At 29.2% G+C, this 19,612-nt stretch carries 17 protein-coding genes; 7 read left to right on the top strand and 10 right to left on the bottom strand.

Features of this window, described 5'->3' with window-relative positions:
- Window positions 1–19: 19 nt before the first annotated feature.
- The 3 genes from VIM70_RS00615 to VIM70_RS00605 all read right to left on the bottom strand — a co-directional run bounded on the left by VIM70_RS00615 (window position 20) and on the right by VIM70_RS00605 (window position 3,819).
- On the bottom strand, window positions 20–1,768 hold the full coding sequence (locus tag VIM70_RS00615; RefSeq protein WP_331943055.1) for a DUF4153 domain-containing protein: 1,749 nt from the start codon (window positions 1,766–1,768) through the stop codon (window positions 20–22).
- Between the two features lie 83 nt (window positions 1,769–1,851).
- A complete protein-coding gene (locus VIM70_RS00610) occupies window positions 1,852–2,712 on the bottom strand; it encodes a methyltransferase domain-containing protein (RefSeq protein WP_331943053.1) in 861 nt (286 codons plus the stop codon).
- Between the two features lie 66 nt (window positions 2,713–2,778).
- Window positions 2,779–3,819, bottom strand: coding sequence for an AI-2E family transporter (locus VIM70_RS00605; protein ID WP_331943051.1), 1,041 nt, complete (start codon window positions 3,817–3,819; stop codon window positions 2,779–2,781).
- Window positions 3,820–4,147: 328 nt separating this feature from the next.
- On the opposite strand from VIM70_RS00605, the gene VIM70_RS00600 reads away from it, so the two are divergent.
- On the top strand, window positions 4,148–4,408 hold the full coding sequence (locus VIM70_RS00600) for a thioredoxin family protein (RefSeq protein ID WP_331943049.1): 261 nt from the start codon (window positions 4,148–4,150) through the stop codon (window positions 4,406–4,408).
- A gap of 103 nt (window positions 4,409–4,511) precedes the next feature.
- Here VIM70_RS00600 and VIM70_RS00595 read toward each other — a convergent pair whose 3' ends face one another.
- Both VIM70_RS00595 and VIM70_RS00590 read right to left on the bottom strand, forming a co-directional pair.
- Window positions 4,512–5,231 (bottom strand): hypothetical protein, encoded by a 720-nt coding sequence (locus VIM70_RS00595; protein ID WP_331943047.1) that lies wholly within the window; start codon window positions 5,229–5,231, stop codon window positions 4,512–4,514.
- A 371-nt stretch (window positions 5,232–5,602) separates the two neighbouring features.
- Window positions 5,603–6,880, bottom strand: a complete 1,278-nt coding sequence (locus VIM70_RS00590; RefSeq protein WP_331943045.1) for a DEAD/DEAH box helicase — start codon at window positions 6,878–6,880, stop codon at window positions 5,603–5,605.
- 420 nt (window positions 6,881–7,300) lie between these two features.
- Here VIM70_RS00590 and VIM70_RS00585 point away from each other — a divergent pair, with 420 nt between their 5' ends.
- Complete coding sequence (locus tag VIM70_RS00585; RefSeq protein ID WP_331943043.1) at window positions 7,301–8,170, top strand: SDR family oxidoreductase; 870 nt, start codon at window positions 7,301–7,303, stop codon at window positions 8,168–8,170.
- Between the two features lie 125 nt (window positions 8,171–8,295).
- Here the strand turns inward: VIM70_RS00585 and VIM70_RS00580 are convergent, their stop codons facing one another.
- On the bottom strand, window positions 8,296–9,381 hold the full coding sequence (locus VIM70_RS00580) for an HD-GYP domain-containing protein (RefSeq protein ID WP_331943041.1): 1,086 nt from the start codon (window positions 9,379–9,381) through the stop codon (window positions 8,296–8,298).
- Window positions 9,374–12,877 (bottom strand): ATP-binding protein, encoded by a 3,504-nt coding sequence (locus VIM70_RS00575; RefSeq protein WP_331943125.1) that lies wholly within the window; start codon window positions 12,875–12,877, stop codon window positions 9,374–9,376. The genes VIM70_RS00580 and VIM70_RS00575 overlap by 8 nt, the downstream gene beginning before the upstream one ends.
- A 385-nt stretch (window positions 12,878–13,262) precedes the next feature.
- On the opposite strand from VIM70_RS00575, the gene VIM70_RS00570 reads away from it, so the two are divergent.
- From VIM70_RS00570 to VIM70_RS00550, 5 genes are all read left to right on the top strand, one after another.
- Window positions 13,263–14,195: a M15 family metallopeptidase gene (locus tag VIM70_RS00570; protein WP_331943039.1), complete on the top strand. Its 933-nt coding sequence runs from the start codon at window positions 13,263–13,265 to the stop codon at window positions 14,193–14,195.
- 15 nt (window positions 14,196–14,210) lie between these two features.
- Window positions 14,211–15,326, top strand: a complete 1,116-nt coding sequence (locus tag VIM70_RS00565) for an amidase domain-containing protein (protein ID WP_331943037.1) — start codon at window positions 14,211–14,213, stop codon at window positions 15,324–15,326.
- Window positions 15,327–15,364: 38 nt separating this feature from the next.
- On the top strand, window positions 15,365–15,664 hold the full coding sequence (locus VIM70_RS00560) for a hypothetical protein (protein ID WP_331943035.1): 300 nt from the start codon (window positions 15,365–15,367) through the stop codon (window positions 15,662–15,664).
- Window positions 15,665–15,938: 274 nt separating this feature from the next.
- Entirely contained in the window at window positions 15,939–16,385 is a 447-nt protein-coding gene (locus VIM70_RS00555; protein WP_331943033.1) for an Rrf2 family transcriptional regulator, read from the top strand.
- Between the two features lie 195 nt (window positions 16,386–16,580).
- Complete coding sequence (locus VIM70_RS00550; protein ID WP_331943031.1) at window positions 16,581–17,075, top strand: hypothetical protein; 495 nt, start codon at window positions 16,581–16,583, stop codon at window positions 17,073–17,075.
- A 97-nt stretch (window positions 17,076–17,172) separates the two neighbouring features.
- Here the strand turns inward: VIM70_RS00550 and VIM70_RS00545 are convergent, their stop codons facing one another.
- The 3 genes from VIM70_RS00545 to tnpC form a co-directional block, all read right to left on the bottom strand.
- Complete coding sequence (locus tag VIM70_RS00545; RefSeq protein WP_331943029.1) at window positions 17,173–17,592, bottom strand: hypothetical protein; 420 nt, start codon at window positions 17,590–17,592, stop codon at window positions 17,173–17,175.
- Window positions 17,593–17,975: 383 nt separating this feature from the next.
- Window positions 17,976–18,254, bottom strand: coding sequence for a hypothetical protein (locus tag VIM70_RS00540; protein ID WP_331943027.1), 279 nt, complete (start codon window positions 18,252–18,254; stop codon window positions 17,976–17,978).
- The coding region (tnpC, locus tag VIM70_RS00535; protein ID WP_331943025.1) for an IS66 family transposase at window positions 18,241–19,612 on the bottom strand (1,372 nt) is incomplete at its 5' end. The genes VIM70_RS00540 and tnpC, both read right to left, overlap by 14 nt.

The following is a 19,612-nucleotide window of genomic DNA, read 5'->3' as shown; positions in this document are numbered from 1 at the left end:
TGCACCTCTAATCTCTTATTTATTTCATTTTAACTAGAACATAAAATTCAAAATTCTTTGATTCTATTTTATCGCTTATAGTGGTCTTATTTCCTGATATATTAGAAAATTGAATTTTAATTTTCACTTTATCATTTTCATCTTCAAAGGACATCTCTTCTTGAGATAAACTCTGTCCCTTTTGGTTGTTAACACCATATTTAGCAATAAGTTTGTTTGCAAAATACATTATATCTTTTTTATAAATATTATTTTTATCTTTAGTTACTTTTAATATGCTTGATTCATTATCAAAGTTCATACCAAATGATGTAGCTCCTTGGGTCTGCTGTCCATTATTCCTCCAAACAAAGAGATAGTCATACGCGCTTATATTTATTGGCTCCATAGGGCCACTAGAATTAAAATAGAAATACTCGTTATTGTTTTGAAAATTTTGGCCACTATATTTTACTCCCAGTGTTCTCTCTATTTCGGATATTTTGAAGCCCTGTGGTAATCCTTTAACATCTCGTAGGCTATGAAATGTATCAAAGTAACTAAGTATACTAGTTATTTGCCCTGCATCCTCATCAGATACCTTAGCACTAGCTTTAGTTATCTTGTTATCCAAGATCATATTGTTTTTAACAAATATTTTGTTGATTCTCTTGTTTTGGCTGTATTTTGAAATTGAATAACTACTAAGAGGTCCAAATACAGATATAGCGGTTATTACTGCAAGTGATATTGGAAGTATAATATTTGTTAGTTTCTTTGTAGTTGAAAAGTAAATCATAACTAAAAATGTCCATATCCCAAGTGCTACAACAAAATATCTATTTTCAGTTACCCCATATGCATTAATTCTTATCCCTATAGAAATAAACATCATAATTATAAGTGGTAGAATTACCTTTGGAAAATACTTCATAAATCTCCTTGTCCAAGCATTTTCATTGAGTAGTTGTGATATGAAAAATAACACCGCGGCAGTTAATGCAGAATACCAAAGCACGAGATTAGATACAAGCCCTTCTGGCCACTGCCTCGTGATAATTATCTTACCAAAATATATATATAGTATTATTGTATATACGCAAATAAGTGGCATTATAATATATAATACAAGTACCATAAGAAGGCGCGAATATTCTTTTAAATTTAATATTTCATTTTTTGCTTTAATCCCTGCAAGAAAAAATGCTGGTGCAAATATTCCGGCAACAACAAGGAAAGTATAGTAGTAAAGTTCACTATTAATATTAACTCCTAGAAGCCTATCAATTGTAAAAAGAATTGCCGCTAGTCCAAGATATAAAACAAGTGAATATAAAATCGTGGTGAAAAATCTAGTGAAAACCCTAATAACATAAAGTTCAAAATCATCACGTTTTGGCAAATATGATATAAATAGGAAAATTAAATAAAGAATAAAGTTAGAACCAATATATCTTGACATTGAAACCATTTGCACATCTTGTAGAAAAAAGTAATAATAGAGAATTAGTAATAAAATACCTCCGAAGTAAGATGCTTGTAGCACAGTATTCGTATATTGCTTAAGCCTTTCAAAAAAAAGTTTAATACATAATGAAAGTGGAATTCCAAGGGCAAGTATCATGGTCACTCTTCCAAGTAATTCTATAAAATCACTATTAGCTCCTTGTTTTACTTCTGATATATAAATAAGAAGTAAAACACAGGAGGTGGAAACACCAATAGTCAGTGGAAACCTTTTGACACTATTTATAATCCCTATTATTATTGCTTTGAATAAATTTTCCATATCAACCTTCCTTCTTGTATTCAGAAATTTAATCAAAACAAATATGGATAATTATATTACCAGAATTAAAGCCAAAGAGATTGCTAACTTTTCTCATATACACTTATATTAAAATCAAGCTTGGTTGAAAGTTTAGAAGTAACACTTGCCTTTTCTCTCATAGCATTGTCAATATTCCAATAATAAGGAGTCATAGAAATAAGACTCTTTATATCTTCGCCATTTTCCACATCAATATTATATTTAACTTTTAATCTCTGAGTCAACTTAAATCCCTCAAATGTTGTTATTTTTTCCTCATGTTCTCTGGCGTTTACATATAATATTTCTTTTAATCCATATAAATGTTGAATCCCAGGTGTTACAACAATTAGTTTACCATTATCCTTTAAAACTCTATTAAGCTCGGCCTCATCAGATGGAGCAAAGTTTCTAATAATAATATCTATAGTGCTAGTCATTATTGGTAAATTGAAATTACTGCTTACTATGAAGTTTATTTTTTTATCTCTTTTAGTAGCATATGTAACTGCAGCTTTTGAAATGTCTACACCAAAAAAATGAAATTCTTTATTTAGAGTAATGTTCAATCCTTTTTTATATATGGCTTCCTTAAGTCTAAATAAAAAGTATCCTTCTCCACATCCAACATCAAGTATATTTACATTTTTTCCACTTATCTTTGATATTATTAAATCGTTCAATTTTTCAGAAAAAGTGTGATAATATCCTTTGTTTAAAAATTCTCTACGTCCTTCCATCATTTCTTTACTGTCACCAGGTTCTTTTGTATTCTTTTGATTAGCCAGCAGAAGATTAATATGTCCTTTGCTCGATATATCATAACTATGGTTATTTAAACATACATATTGTTTTTCAAGTTTTTTTAAACTTAAATTGCATACAGGGCATTTTAATATAGACTCCATATTTTCTACTGTCACATAATCACTGCCTTTCTTAAAGCTAGCTCTAAGGCCATTTTTTCATTGTATAGTATAATTTTATCGTTAGTTTTCTTTAGTTTTAGAGTCGCTTTTTTCGTTCACATCCACTCCAAGTAAATCTAGTATAAATATAAATATTGGTATACCCAGTAAAAGACCCCAAGTTCCCATAAAATGATCCGATACTATTAATATAGAAAAAGTAAAAAATATTGGGAGATGGGTGGTGTCAGACATAAACTTTGGATTTAAAATATAAGTTTCAACAGAATGAATTACAAAAATCATAATAAGCACGAAAAACACTTTAATTAATCCACCTATTTTAAGAGCAATTAAACATAGTGGGATTAATGAAATAAATACACCTGCAACAGGTACAAGACTTAAAATAAATATCATAAATGCAAGAGCGAATAATTGAGGAAACCCCATTATAGTAAGTCCTATAATTGATAATATTGTGTTTGTAATTGCTATCATTATTTGAGCCTGAATTACTTTACCAAATGAATTCAAAAAATTAGTACCAAAATAACTTAAATAATTGTATAACACAGATACTTTACTATATTTAAACTTATTTACGAATTTTAAGACACTATCCTTTTGTAATGTAAATACTAGACTTAGTAAAAGTGCCATGAAAAAATTCAAGCTCCATTTTCCTAAATTAGTTACGAAAAGCAAAATACTTTGAATACTGGACTTAGCATAACTTGCTATATCAATTCTACTTGATATTGGTGTTAAATATGACATAATGCCTTTTGTATCTTTCGTAAATTTTATATACTCCATTTTATCCAACATTATTAATATTTGAGAAATAGCAATTGGTATATATTTCACTGCCAGAATACCTATAGATATTGTCATAAACATATATATAATTATGGTAATAATAGTTGAATTCACTTTTATTACTTTGTTAATTTGATCAGTTAATAAAGTTTGCAAGCTATTCACTAAATAAGTAATCATAAAAGTTAATAAAATTAAATTGAAAATAGATCTTATTAAAAATGCAAATATTATTAATGCTATTAATATTATTATCTTAACTATGGATTCCCTCTTACTTAATTGTTTTATTGTTTGCATTTAGCATGCTCCTTATTTTATCTTATTATTTAATTATCAAAATTCATTTAATTTTTGCTATAATAAGTTATTTTTCGACTAGTTCATTATATCAAATTATTCAAATTATTTCTATTATTTTTTATCAATAATTGTTTTATTTTTAGTAAAAATACAATTATATATTTCTAAATATATATTTTCTTTGATTTAGTGCTTTTTTTATTTAAGGTTTAATATTTTATTATAGTACACTAAGCTTTACTAAAATGGTGTATAATATTAATACATATGACATTATAAATTTATTAATATATGTTTTAATGAGAAAGTTTGGTGGTGATAATAAATGAAACCAGTAATTATGTTTGTAACTGAATGGTGTCCATACTGCAAAAAAGCACTTGCATGGATGGAAACTATAAAAATCCAAAATCCAGAATACACTGGTATTGATATTAAAATAATTGATGAAGAACTTAAGCCCGATATAGCAAAACAATATAATTATTACTATGTTCCTACCTACTATGTTGATGGAGTTAAAGTTCATGAGGGCGTTACTTCTAAAAATATTATTCTTGGTATATTTGAAAAGGCATTAAAATAATATTTTTTCTAATCTAATAAAATAATTATGTAAAGAGAAAATTTTAAATTGTCTTTTTACATTTTTTATATTTCTCCTTCTTCTATGTTCTTTTATTTTTATTTTAATTTAACTTATCATACTTCAAAATTTCTTCTCTAAATTTTTTCTCTATTTTTATGTATTCATTTATATTATCAATTTTTACAATAAGCAACTCAATACATTTTTTCATATATACTATTTTTTTCCTCATTTCTGAAAGTGTTATTTTATCGCTATTTATTTTTTTATTATTTTTTTCTTTTTCATAATAAAAATTTTGTTTCTCCTTTCGTAGTTTTTCTTTTCTTTTATTACATTCATATATTTTTGTCTTTATACCCAATTTATTAGAATATTTATTAAAAACCTTTATATACTTTTTAATAAATATTTTTTTTATAAATTTGAATTTTTCTCTTTTAACAAAAATCTCAAGAGATTCGCGCAATTCTCTACCTTCTTGCTGTTCTTTATTAATAGTATCCTCCAATTTATTTAGATAAAATTTTATTACTTTAATCTCACTTTTACAAGTTTTAATTTTGTTTCTTAATCCTATTTGTTTTTCTTCGTAATTTTCTATACTAGATTTTTTCATATTTATAATCATAATAATTTCTTTTTTATTTAAGTCTATTATTTCAGCCTTAAATTTTTGTATTTTTAATAGTTTGCATATATCCACTCTGGATTTGCTTAAAACTTCAACTGATATTTTCATTCTTTCTAAATTAGAACTACTTAGCTGAAATTCTTTTAAAATAGAATTGTATATTTCATTGTATTCTACTATACACATTAGTATTGATCCCCTCCTTAAATCTAAAAATTCTTTAGTATTTCTTATGTAAAATTAAATTTTATTATTTTTTCATGTATACCTTTTTAAGCATGGGATATACTATTGTTGTAGTCGACAAGCAAACATTAAACTTAAATAAGGGAGATGTTAGTTATGTTAATTGATAAATTATCTATATTTTTAAGCGTAGAAAATTTTGCAAGGGCTAAAAACGGTGACTACTAACTAATTCTGTATGAAATTTAAAATACAGAGTAATAAAGCCAATGATTATTTATATAATCATTGGCTTTATACTTTTTAAACATATAAAATAAATATGAAGTCAAAAATAATAATGCACTGACCATAATTAACTTAAATGTTATTTATCTTGATGATCTAGAATTTTTACCTTGTTGATTTCTATCTTGACTACCACCTTGAGTTCTTCCATTTCTCCTAGCATAACCATTTGTTCGAGACTTCACAGAAGTGACCTTCTTAACATCATTTACAATTGGTGCATTACTAGCAGGAAAAGGATGATCTTCGACTATTGGTATTTTTTTTGAAATAACCTTCTCAATATCTTTAAGAAAAGGTTTTTCTTCCACATCACAAAATGATATTGCAATTCCGCCAAGTCCAGCTCTTCCAGTTCTTCCTATTCTATGTACATAGGTCTCTGGAATATTTGGCAAATCAAAATTAATTACGTGAGATAATTCCTCAACATCAATCCCTCTTGCTGCTATATCTGTCGCAACTAAAACTCTAGTTATTCCCGTTTTAAAATTATTTAAGGCAAGTTGCCTTGCGCTTTGAGATTTATTACCATGAATAGCTTGAGCCTCTATTCCTACCATATTAAGGTCCTTAGTTATCTTATTTGCGCCATGTTTCGTTCTTGAGAATACTAGGGCAGAGACTATAGATTTATCTTGTAGTAAATGAATAAGTAATGGTTTCTTATCTTTTTTATCCACAAAATATACTGATTGTTCAATAAGTTCAATAGTAGATGAAACAGGTGTGACTGCTACTTTTACTGGATCTATTAGAATAGAATCCACTAGTTTTGATATTTCCTGTGGCATCGTTGCTGAAAATAACATAGTTTGCCTGATTTTAGGTAGTTGCGCTATAATTTTTTTTACGTCACGCAAAAATCCCATATCAAGCATACGGTCTGCCTCATCGAGTACAAACATTTCTACATGATGTATGTTAATGTATTTCTGTTGCATTAAGTCAAGCAGTCTACCAGTAGTTGCAATTAAAATATCTACTCCATCTCTTAAAGCATCAGTTTGTTTTTTTTGAGATACCCCACCAAAAATAACTGTACTAGTTAGATTCATGTGTGTTCCATAAGCCGTAAAGCTTTCTCCAATTTGAATTGCTAGTTCTCTCGTAGGTGCAAGTATTAAGGCCTTTATATTTTTAGGACCATTTATAACTTTTTGTCTTCCACAAAGAATTTGCAATATGGGAATAGCGAACGCTGCGGTCTTTCCAGTGCCTGTCTGTGCACAGCCTAGAAAGTCTTTTCCATCCAATATAGTAGGAATTGCAGCTTCTTGTATAGGCGTAGGTTCCACATAACCTTCAATTTTTAAAGCTTTTTTTATTGGTGTAATGAGATTTAAATCTTCAAATAACATTTTTTCTCCTCTGTAAGTGGTCGTCTTGAACTTTAAATGTCACAAATCACTCATATCCTGTTATGAATTTTCTTGAAAATTGGAAACAACAACTTTCTTACATGATTATATTGCATCTAAGAAACCACCCTTTATTAGTGATATGAGTATATTTAGGCTGATTTATCTTCATTTAGCTCTGACTTTATAGGTCACTTATATATAAATAAATATGTTTCAATTATATCAACTTCAATTTTATAACTATTTTATTTTAATGTTCGTTGCACTCATATTTTTTAATTATAACATATTTCAAGTCTTCTTGCTATTCGTCCAATTTATATATAATTTAGAGAATAGACTCAAAGTGAATATAAATGATAATTTACCATAAACTAAAAACAGAAAAAATATTATATTTACAAAAGGAGATATTTTATGAATGAGAACTTTAATTTCCCTAAAAGCGTACCTGAACAAAAACAAGATAAACAACCAGGTTTCGAAGCATTAATGAATCCAAAACCTATTTTTGAAAATCCAAATTGTAAAGGTTCTAATAAATTAATAAATAAAGTAGCCTTAATTACAGGTGGTGATAGTGGAATTGGAAAAGCAATTGCGCTCTCTTATGCCAGAGAAGGTGCCGATATAATAATAGTATATCTAGATGAACATGAAGATGCCGAGGAGACAAAAAAACTTATTGAGGCGAAAGGTAGAAAGTGTATTTTAATATCTGGTGATATAGGAGATGATGTTTTCTGCAATGATGTTATAAAAAAGGCAATAAAAGAATTTGGTAATATAGATATCCTTGTCAACAATGCTGGGGAGCAACATCCCCAAAATAGTATTGAAGATATTACAAAGGAGCAACTAGAGAGAACCTTTAAAACTAATATTTTTGGTATGTTTTATTTGGTCAAAGCAACATTACCACATTTAAAAGAGGGTGCTACAATTATAAATACTTCTTCAATTACGGCCTATAAAGGACATGAGACTTTAATTGATTACTCTTCAACTAAGGGAGCAATAGTTACCTTTACCCGTTCTTTATCTCTTTCACTTGCAAGTAGAAAGATACGTGTTAATGCTGTGGCTCCAGGGCCGATATGGACACCTCTTATACCCTCTTCCTTCAGTGCATCTGAGGTTGGTAAATTTGGAAGCAATACCCCTATAGGAAGGCCAGGTCAACCTGTGGAACTCGCCGAAACTTATGTGTTTTTAGCCTCAGAGGGGGCATCATATATAAGTGGTGAAACTATTCATGTCAATGGTGGATTTGTTATAAACGGTTAATTCAGGTTCCCCCCATCAGAAAAGTTGCATATTTCTTGTTATTGTAACTTTTTAAAATTGCTATAACAAATTAAAAAAACTCAAAGTAGGCACCAGATTTATGATGCCTATTTTTTTAGGTACTACTACTTAGAGTTATCTTTAAATTCTTCCATTATTTGAATAAATACATCTTCCCTTCTTATAAACGCATCCACTATATCTGGATCAAAATGAGTTTCTCTACCTTCTAATATAATTTTCTTCGCCTCATCATGAGTAAAGGCTTCCTTATAAACCCTTTTACTAATAAGTGCATCATATACATCACTAAGTGCCATAAGTCGTCCCGATATTGGAATCTCTTCTTTGCATAATCCCTTTGGATATCCAGTACCATCCCATTTTTCATGATGCGTTAATGCGATTTCTTTCGCTAATGTCAAGAATGAATCCTCTCCTAATTCGGTTATTCCCACCATTAATGATTGTTCACCATATATTGTGTGATTCTTCATTTCTTCAAACTCTTCTTTTGTAAGTTTACCTGGTTTAAGCAAAATACTATCTTTCACACCAACTTTGCCAATATCATGCAAAGGTGCTGACTTATATAAGAGGTCGATATATTCTTTTGTAAGAATCTCTTTATATTTATCAGTGTTTTGTAATTCAAGTGCCAACTCTCTAATATATTTCTGTGTCCTTTTGATATGTTCACCTGTATCAGGGTCCCTTGTCTCAGATAGAGCAGCAAGGCAGTAGATTGCTGCAGAGTTAGTTCTTTCAAGAAGTTTTGTTCTTTCTTTCACCATTTCTTCTAAAACAAACTTCTGATTTTCTAAAACTAGACGTGCTTCTTCTAACCTTAGTTGTGTCCTAACTCTAGCCTTTACTTCAACAATCTCAAAAGGCTTAGTTATATAATCTACTGCACCTAATGTAAACCCTTTGGTTTTGGAGTCACTATCAGTAATTGCGGAAAGCAAAATAACTGGTATATTTACTAAATTAAGTTTTTTATTCAAAACATTTAAAACCTCATATCCATTCATTTCTGGCATCATGATATCCAAAAGAATTAAATCAGGTATTTCTTCTTGAAGTATCTCAATTGCTTCTACCCCATTAATAGCAACAATTAAATCATATTCTTCCTGAAGCGCATCCACAAGAATATCAATATTCATTTCTATGTCGTCAACTATCATTATTGTCTTTTGTCTATCCATTATTATCCTCCAATGTATTCTCTTTAAACATATCCTCTTTCAATGCTTCCTCCATCAGTTTTTCTACCATAACTTTAGCTTCCTTAAAACGATAACTATCTACAAGTTTTTTTATTTCGTTTATGTTCGCCACAAAAGCTGTTTCCGTAGTATTTGTTACTAAGTAGTCCATTCTTTCTTTAATTTCTTTAGTTCGTGCTTTCTTTAAAACTATAAGCAATTGTTCTAATTCACTATAAACATCGCAATTAGCACTTACTTTTTTCTCTATTGAATTTAATGAAAAAACTTTTTTTATATTCTTTAAAAGTTCCTCATTTAAAGAAAAAAATATCTCAAGATGTTCTTTTATAACTTCTTCGTCGTATGACTCATATTCCTTTTCAAACTGTATTATAAAATTATTAAGTTTCATAGCTCCAATATTTCCTGTTACACTTTTCAAACTATGAATAAATCGCTTTGTTTCATCATATTTCTTGTTTCTCATCAAATCTGAAAGTTCTTTTACTAAATCACTATAATTATTCACATATATATTTAATAAATCCTTATAAAGATCCTTCTTATTTCCAAGTCTAAGTAAAGTATTTTCCATGTCTAATGTCTCATTCCTTATATTGGAAATTAAATCAATGGTCTTATCAGCTTTTTCTGCTTTCTTATCGAATAAACATTTTATAAGGCTTTCAAACAAAACCTCCGAGTTTATTGGTTTTGTAATGTAATCATTCATACCTGCCTTTATGCTTATTTCGCGATCAACCCTTAATGCATTTGCAGTCATGGCTATAATTGGTAGTTCTAATTTGGAATAAAATTTTCTAATAATTTTTGTAGCTTCATATCCCCCCATAATTGGCATTTGCACATCCATAAGAACGACATCAAATTTATTTGAGCGAACATTATTAATTGCTTCCTCACCATTACTTGCAATACTTACATGAATACCAGCGCCCTCTAAAATATCTTTGGCAACCAGTTGGTTAATCTCATTATCTTCAACAAGAAGTATATTCTTATTAATCAATTTAGATTGGTATTTTATTTGTCCATCTTCATTATCCTCTTTGCTACTAATCCCTTTTGGCATTAGTGAGGTTTTATTATGATCTACCACAATAACTCTTTCCCCTTGTAAATCTGAATATTCTAAATATCTTGATTTCAAATCATTGATATCTTTATCAAATTCCATATTGAATTGGAATGATGACCCTTTACCATACTCACTTTCTACCCATATTACACCATTCATGAGCTCAACCAATTGTTTTGAAATTGCTAGGCCTAGCCCCGTACCACCATACTTCCTTGTCATTGAACCATCAGCCTGAGTAAAAGCTGTAAACAATCTTCCAATTTGCTCATTTGTTAATCCAATTCCTGTATCCTTAACACTGAAATGTAACTTTATTTTATTTTTTGATTCATGAATAGCTCTTACCGAAACATTTACCTCACCATGTTTCGTGAACTTTATAGCATTAGTAGTCAAGTTGCATATAACTTGTTCTAATCTTAGTGAATCTCCTATAAGTATGTCTGGCACGACTTCTTCCGTATAAAAATTAATATCAATACCTTTATTAGTAGCAGATATGGAATATAGGTTTGATATGTTTTCTAGCACCTTATCAAGACTAAATTTTATATGCTCTATTTCGATTTTACCAGCTTCAATTTTCGAAAAATCTAATATATCATTTATAATTCTAAGTAATGAATTTGATGATCCCTCTATTTTCGAAATATAATTTTTCTGAGTATTATTTAAATTAGATTGTCCTATTAAATGGGTAAGTCCCATAATTGCATTCATCGGTGTTCTAATTTCATGACTCATATTTGCTAGAAACTGACTTTTTGCAAGACTTGCTTCCTCTGCTTCTTCTTTTGCACTTTTTAATTGTACCTCATTACTTTTTCTTTCAGATATATTTTGAAGCACTCCTATAAATCGAACTATTTTTCCAGCCTCATCTTTTTTAACTACTTGTCCACTTAATGAAAGCCAAATATTAGTGTCTTCCTTTAATCGAAACTCAGCATAAAAGTCTTCTTGTATCCCTGGCAAATTGTCCTCTACCAATTGTTTCACCTTTAATATGTCGTCTTCATAAATAAAATTTGTAAGTTTATCATCAAACTTTACCCAATCACTCTCTTTAATGTATCCATTCTTATACTCAAATGAATTAATTAGTTTTAGGAAAACACCATTTACCACTATCCCATTATTTACGAAATCCGAATCATATAATCCAATATGTGCAGCTTCTAGCGCTATTCTAAATCTATCTTCTGAAATTGATAAATTATTAGTAACCCTTGTTAATGCCAGTGTCCTCTCTTCTACACGGAACTCTAATTCATTATTCAAAATTAGCAAGTTTTCTTCTGCGTTTTGACGTTCTTTAATCTCAGCATTAAGATCATTCACATTATTGCGAATATTTCTAGCCATTTCATCGATTGTATTTGCAAGTATCCCAATTTCATCTTTGCTCTCTTTAAGATCCTTCGGAATTTCAATAAAATTAGTACCATCAGAATTTTGAATAATTTTAACCATGCGTGTCAAAGGTTTTGTAACAAAAGCAGATAATTTATTTGCAAATAAAAAGATGAAAACACTGGCAAGTGTTGCACCAGTTAAAATTATAAACATTAAAAATTGCATAGCCTGTGAAAAGTCTTTATGCTCTATTCCCATTGCTAAATATAACCCTTCTGTATTTGGTATTTTAGAGTATGTTAAATAACTGGAATCCCCTTTTGCATTAATAATTTTTACTTCTCCAGAGGTTTTGTTCTTAATTTGTTTTTTAAAACCTTGAACATCATAAATTTTCATTTCCTTTTTATTTGGATCTATAATTACATTACCAAATGAATCAAAAATCCACATTTCGCCTAATTCACTTAATTTAGTTTCTTGAACAGGTAAAATTAATTTTTTAACTTCTGCATTAATGATTAACGTTCCCCGTATATTTCCCTTATTATCAGTTACTTTAATTCCTGTAGTTGAGATATATTCAGAAAGCTTGGCATTATATGTAGTTTGAGTTATACGCATTAACTCATACCCATCTAATAACGCCTTTTCATAATTAGCAGATATAATAATATTCCTCGGGTTATTATTATATTCCTTTCCATTTATCGCCCTAAACTTCATAGATATCAATACATCGCCATATCTAACCATTTGATTATCTATCTCTTTTTTAATACCAACAAAATCACCATTTTTAAATACTTCTGTATTTGAAATTAATTCCAATATATTTCTTTGATTATAAAACTGCTGGCCAAAATATTGTGCTTCATTGTCAATAACATGTACTCCTATTTCACCAATAATCGGCTGAACGGTTTTATTCATTTGATAATATAAAAGAGCACTTAATAAAATTAAAACTAGAAACATAAGTAAAGTATAAGTTGCCCTTAGTTTATCTTTATAGGATTTATTAATAAAATTCATTCTAGACACAATATCACTCCTTTACTTGTTATTGCAAATAAACCATACCACAATTGTTATTTTAATTATCACATAATATAACATTTTTCACAATATTAATGTACATTTATAAAAATCATAAAATCTTATACAATGTAATATTAATACAGTCATTTATTAAGTGTATTGTTACCTTGGAATAAGTTATGATTTTTTAAAATTAAAATTATGATTTGTTTATTTATATTGGAAATAACTTCACTAAATTTGTTAATATATCCACACATATAATAATAGTTCATAGGAAATTATATATATCAAAAGCATTATTAAAAAATGATTAGAACTTCATAAATTTATGAAATTCCCGTAAAAATTTAATTTTTTATAAGGAGGAACTATTATCGTGAGGAAATTTTCTGTTTTTATGCTTCTTGTTAGTCTTCTTCTTAATATGGGAAATATAACAACCTCAGCTATTAATGCTACCTTAACAAATGAAACCGCTAATAAATATAATTTAACAATGAAACAAGACTTGTTATGCCTAATGATTGCTTATCCTGAATACATTACAAATATTGAAACAAATAATGGATATGTTTATCTAATAATGAAGTCTGGAAAAAAGCTATGCTATGATGACAAGAAAGCTAAAAACGTGCAAGAAAAGCTATCAAATCCTGACCTGCAAGATACTCTAGAGCAAATTTATCCTCTTTCGCCTGTTAAAAGTATTCGAGATGGTGACTTTGACCCTGGTCGCTTTAGGTCTTATGAATTACTGTCCGAAGTTTATGGTAGTTCAAAACAAAGCATAGAATCTAAACTTATAGCAGTTAAAAATGGCTATAGCAATTATCAATTCAATAAGAGCAACAATGCAACTAATTCACTGAACGCTGTTATGAATGAATTAATACCTCTTTCAGAATCAAACCAGAATGTGAGAAAATGTCTATTTCCTTGTAATGGTACTTACAATTACCGCGTAATTTCAGGTACAGGAAGATTAAGTCCCCATTCTTATGGAATTGCTATTGATCTTGCCAGTGACAAAAGGGATTATTGGAAATGGTCCTCTAAAGAAGCTGGCGAAAAAAGATTAGCATCCTATTCTCAAGAACTAGTAAAAGTTTTTGAAAATAATAATTTTGTTTGGGGAGGTAAATGGTCTCATTTTGATATTCTACATTTTGAGTATAGACCGGAAATAATTTTGAAAGCCCGCTATTTTGCAATTCTCACGGATTCAAAAAAAACATGGTATGAAGGTATACCGTTACAACAAGTAAATGTAAAAAATGCAATAAATAAAATCAATGCATTAATAAAATAATAGGAGTCTAATATTATGAATTTTTGTAAAAACAAAAAATTACAATCATCTCAGCTTAACTTATTTATATTTATTCTGTTTCTTTTGTCAATACAATTATTTAATAATAGATATGCATATGCTGTTACTGATGAATCTAAAAAAGAAGTTACCAGTTATATAGAACAAATTTTTCAAAATAGAAACAGAGCTATGTTAAGCGGTGATTTAGCCTTAATACAATCATTTTATAATATGGATACAAAATATGGTACTTGGGCATATGAGTATGAAAAAAGAAAGATGGATTACATTAATAATTGGGCTGAAAAACAAGGTATTAAATTTACAGATATATTACCTACTGTAATTGTAAAAAAAATAAAAGGTGTTAACGATAATTTTTCAGTTTACTTACTATGCTCCACAGAATACAAATATATATATAAAGATAGACCCCTAATAAAAAACATTTCTAAAATTGGAACTTATCATAACTTACAACTTATGAGTAAAGATGGTTCTTGGGTTATTTCAAAAGAGTGGTATAAAGATCCTTTTGCTAACTCCTTAGATTTAGAAAATATAAAAGCAGATTCTATTAAAGAATTTATACTATCTCAAGATGCAAGAGATTTAACTACAATAGATAAACGACGTATACAGGCTGTAGAATATGCTGATAAATTTTGTGGTGCTGCAAGTGCCTTAGAATATGATTTTAAGTATAATAAAAAATATAGAGACTATAATCCTGAGGGTGGTGATTGTGCGAATTTTGCATCTCAGATTCTTTTCGAAGGTGGGAAATTCAGAAAAAATTATGCTTGGAGTTATGACAAAAATGGAGCAACAAAAGCTTGGCTAAATGCAGATGGATTTAAAAATTACATGATTTATAGCGGTAGAGCATCAATAATTGCCTATGGTAGATATGACAAAGTATATAAGGCAAGTTATAAATTACTCCCTGGAGATTTTGTTGCTTATGAGAAAAAAAATGACATAACTCACATATCTGTTGTAACCGGGGCTGATTCAAGAGGCTATTCCTTAGTTAGCTGTCATAATTCAGATAGAAGCAAAGTGCCTTGGGACCTTGGGTGGAGTGATAAAAATATTAAATTTTGGTTAATTAGAGTTCATTATTAATAACAGTAAAAATTAAATTAAAAGGAGATGAAATTTGTATGAAAACTGAAGAACAAATTAAATCAGAAGTGTCTAGGCAGGTTATTGATAGTATGAAAACAACTTTGAATGAAGAATTAACTGAGGTAGAAAAGGAATTTGAAGAGACTTATAAAAATAAGCTTGAGCAAGAAATACAATATACTTTAGAACTTGCAGAATCTGGGCTTCAACACAATTCAAGCAAAACAATAAAAGTAGAAAATAAAAAATTACTACAACAATTAGATAATATAAGAAGTGAGAAAATTAAAGTTGAGAATAAATTAAAAACATTAAATGAATTTGAAAATATATAACACTCAACTATCTTTAAATCTAATTAGGTAAAAAGTTCGTGCATGTCATGAACTTTTTATCATTTCCTTTTATATGATTTATTGCATAATCATGATTTCTGCACAAATATTTAAGTAAAGTTAATATCAAATATAATCATTATTTATATGTATTTCTTTGGCATTGCCTAAGTTGACTTATTCAAATCTATATAGTATGATTTAATTTGGAGAATAAATATTATTTTATGCAGTTTTTGTATAATTTAGTATTAATAAGGAGACATAACTTACCATGAATATTTCAACTAAAGGAAGATACGGTTTAAGATCAATGGTTGATATCGCTGTGCACTCATTAGGTGAATATATACCATTAAAAATCATTGCTGAAAGACAGGTAATTTCAGAAAATTATTTAGAGCAAGTTTTCTCAATACTTAGAAAAGCTAACCTTGTAAAAAGTGCAAGAGGATCACAAGGTGGTTATACACTGTCAAGAGAAGCCTCAAAAATTACAGTAGGTGAAGTTTTAAGAATACTTGAAGGTGATTTAAATATTTCCGGAGATGATGACGGAACCTTAAGTGTAGATAATAACATAAAAATTTGTATAGACACTATAGTATGGCAGGAAGTTAATGAACAAATTAATAAAGTTATGGATTCGGTAACTCTACAGGATCTTGTAGAAAAGTATAAAAGTCTTAATGCAGAATATACCCTAGATTTTATAATATAAAAGAAGAATAATGATGCCTGGATTTTTCAAGCATTATTATTCTTCTTTTGTTTTTACATAAATGAAATTACTTCACTTTATAATAAAAGATTAGAAAATAAATTTATTATAACTATTTAAAGTGTAGATAATTATTCTTATAAAGAGTAAAATGGGAAATATACACTTTATTCTTTTAAAAAAGGAGGAATAGTTTTGGAGATTAATCAAATGTCACAACTTTTAAAACTTATGGGCACCGGATCATCACAATCAACAACAGGAATTTCAGAAAATGATTCAAGTGCGAATGCAAGTTCTAGCTTTGAAGCTTTACTTAAGCAAATATTAGAAAATTCACAAAATCAAACTTCTACTAATGTTGGGACAAGCGTTGCTAATAATGCTAGTACAGTTAATGGACTAGATAGCTTATCGTTGCAGTCGCAAAAAGCTCAGCAACTTCAACAAATGGTCATGCAACAAATGATGCAAATTATGACAACTCAAGATACAAGTAATAGTTCAAGTATTGGTAGCGTTGAAAATGCTGATAGTTCGGACAGTCTTTTTCCAAGTACAAATAGCAATAATGACTTAACGCAACTTTTACAAACTGTTGTGCAAGAGCAAGCTAATACTAGTTCAACCACTAATGGTCAAAATAATTCTAATCAACCTAATGCTGTTCTAAGTAATAGTGTTCTTTAGACTCAATTTAAAAATGCGGTACTTTATGTACACGCATTTTTAGGTTTATTACATAACTAAAATCATCCAAACTCTGGATGATGATAAGTATTTATTGCTATTTTATAGTTATTGCTTCTTCATTTAATTCAAATAAATCTTGAAGAATTCCATCAATAATATTTTCATCAATAAATGCTTTCAATTTTGGATTACGTTCTTCTGTATTAATATACTGAAGGAAATAACCCCCTACTTTTTTAGCAATACTTAATTTAATAGATATATTTTGCTGGATTCCTTCATTATTAAATAAACTAAAAACAACGTTACTCTCCGCATATTCTATTTTAACTTTTTTATAATACTTTATCTCTATATATTCATTTAAATCTGTTGTTGCTCGAATATTTTTTATATTATATTTATCTAAATTACTATTAAATACATTAACAAAGTTTTGCATTGCTTTACTAATAATATTTTTATCAATAGTCATATTTCTGAATTGTAATACTAATTCTTCCTTCCAATTCATCTCATTCACCTCCCCTATTAAACATATATTGTGCTAAATAAAGGTAATTACTTCTATCCTTTTATTGGTTTTTATCTTTGTACCTTTAAATATATACAGGCATCTACATTATATATCCTTATATTAACCTATTCGGGCCAAATAAAAAAGATACCCTATGTATCTATTAAACTATTACATTTTTACATAAATTATTAACACAAAGAACCATTGAGGCTACATGAGATTCGACATAAAAACACTGTAAATTCAGTTATGAATAATATGATGTTTTTATGGATTATTCGGTTTTAATTTTAACTTTTTAAAATATAAGCTGTAAGCGATGGAACACATACCGTTACCTAAAAAAACAGCTCCACATTAATCTGTGAAGCTGTTTTTTAATAAAATCCTTCTTTTGCAATTTTCTTTATGTAGTTATACTGTTTTCGAATAAGTTTCTTAAACTCAGGGTCTGATAGCTCATTATATATAGCTATACCTTCTTCATAAAGACATTCATATATCAATTCACAATAATCATCATCTTCTCGATGCATTTTTTTGTATCGTTGTTCCAGCTCATATGGAAAATCAAGAGTATAAGCTATTCCATCAATTTCCCCGCTAAGAAACTCCTTTGTCATATTCATCATATAGTCAATATTAGGCTGACTCACTGCAAGGTTCCTCCTTTTTGTTTATTTCTGTTTCCGTTGTATTTATACTACATTCAAGCTGTACTTTATCTGACCATGGCAAGTATTCATCAAGCACAGAAAAATTTGATGCAAAATTACTATTTGGTAGCCTTCGGAAGAGATATTCAAGATATTTATAAGCATCCAAATTATTGGCTGCTGCTGTATTTATAATGCTAAATACAGTAGCTGACGCTTCTGCTCCCTCTGGCGAATCGGAAAACAGTGAGTTTTTTCGTGTGATTGCCACGGGTTTCACTGAGATTTCCGATAGATTGTTCGATAAAGGTATTCTTCCGTCAAGCAGAAAATTGGTAAAATATTTTTTATGATTTAGTGTATATCCCAAAGCTTTCTTCAAGTAGTCTTGATTAGTGAAGGTATTTTCTACCCATGCAAAAAAGGCATCCAGTATAGGGACACTATATATAAGTCTGTTCTTTTTTCTTTCCTCAGGCAATAACTCTTTCCATTTTCTTTCTAGTCTAAAGAGTTTATCACAATAAGCTCGTCCAATGGCTCCGCCTGATCCTAAAATTTCTTTTTTTCTAGAATCCAACGGAATGGCTTCTAGATAATATCGTCTTAAATGGCTGAAACAAAGACACCGTGTAATTCCTTCAACCTTTTCATACCCAGCATATGCATCTGAAACATGATAACCATGAAAACCTTCAAGGAACTTCTTTGCATGATCACCAGAACGTGTGCTGGTATATTTGTATAAAACTATTGGTGGACCTTCACAGTTACCACTTCTATGTACCCAAATATAAGATTTACTTGACGCCTTCTTTCCACTTTCGTGGTTTACCTGCCAGGTTGTTTCATCACTCATGATAACACTACATTTCAACAATTGCTCATGCATCCTCTCATATAGAGGCTTCAGCCAATATTCAGAACTGCGTATTACCCAGTTTGCCATCATGTCTCTCTTAAGTTCAGCACCCATTCTTTTAAAGTCCTTTTCCTGGCGGTACAGTGGTACTGACATCATATACTTTTGATACATTACCCATGCCACACATGAAGGCGACACAAAAGAATGCGTAAGCACAGGCGCTGGTACAGGTGCGCAGGATATAGAATCATATGGATTCGTATCATTTTTCCCACATTCAACACATTTATATACATATTGGACGTAGTCCTTCATTATTAGCTTTGCTGGGATATATTCCATTTCAGATCTGACTTTTTTCTTTCCGATTATATTAAGTTCACTGCCGCATATTTTACACATAGCTTCTTCGGCATTAAGTACACATTCAATTACCTCATGTGGCAGTGATTTAATCAAGTTTTCTCTGTCACCTTTTGTCCTTACAGGTCTT

The sequence above is a fragment of the Clostridium sp. genome (assembly GCF_036569345.1).
In the GTDB taxonomy this organism is placed as follows: Bacteria; Bacillota; Clostridia; order Clostridiales; family Clostridiaceae; genus Clostridium_AD.
This window is presented reverse-complemented; position numbering and strand designations above follow the sequence as displayed.

Coding starts and splice junctions, on each gene's coding strand:
- VIM70_RS00585 (WP_331943043.1), top strand. CDS start 7,301: ATGAATGAGAACTTTAATTTCCCTAAAAGCGTACCTGAACAAAAACAA.
- VIM70_RS00615 (WP_331943055.1), bottom strand. CDS start 1,768: ATGGAAAATTTATTCAAAGCAATAATAATAGGGATTATAAATAGTGTC.
- VIM70_RS00545 (WP_331943029.1), bottom strand. CDS start 17,592: ATGAATTGGAAGGAAGAATTAGTATTACAATTCAGAAATATGACTATT.
- VIM70_RS00565 (WP_331943037.1), top strand. CDS start 14,211: ATGAATTTTTGTAAAAACAAAAAATTACAATCATCTCAGCTTAACTTA.
- VIM70_RS00555 (WP_331943033.1), top strand. CDS start 15,939: ATGAATATTTCAACTAAAGGAAGATACGGTTTAAGATCAATGGTTGAT.
- VIM70_RS00560 (WP_331943035.1), top strand. CDS start 15,365: ATGAAAACTGAAGAACAAATTAAATCAGAAGTGTCTAGGCAGGTTATT.
- VIM70_RS00600 (WP_331943049.1), top strand. CDS start 4,148: ATGAAACCAGTAATTATGTTTGTAACTGAATGGTGTCCATACTGCAAA.
- VIM70_RS00580 (WP_331943041.1), bottom strand. CDS start 9,381: ATGGATAGACAAAAGACAATAATGATAGTTGACGACATAGAAATGAAT.
- VIM70_RS00605 (WP_331943051.1), bottom strand. CDS start 3,819: ATGCAAACAATAAAACAATTAAGTAAGAGGGAATCCATAGTTAAGATA.
- VIM70_RS00575 (WP_331943125.1), bottom strand. CDS start 12,877: ATGAATTTTATTAATAAATCCTATAAAGATAAACTAAGGGCAACTTAT.
- VIM70_RS00595 (WP_331943047.1), bottom strand. CDS start 5,231: ATGTGTATAGTAGAATACAATGAAATATACAATTCTATTTTAAAAGAA.
- VIM70_RS00590 (WP_331943045.1), bottom strand. CDS start 6,880: ATGTTATTTGAAGATTTAAATCTCATTACACCAATAAAAAAAGCTTTA.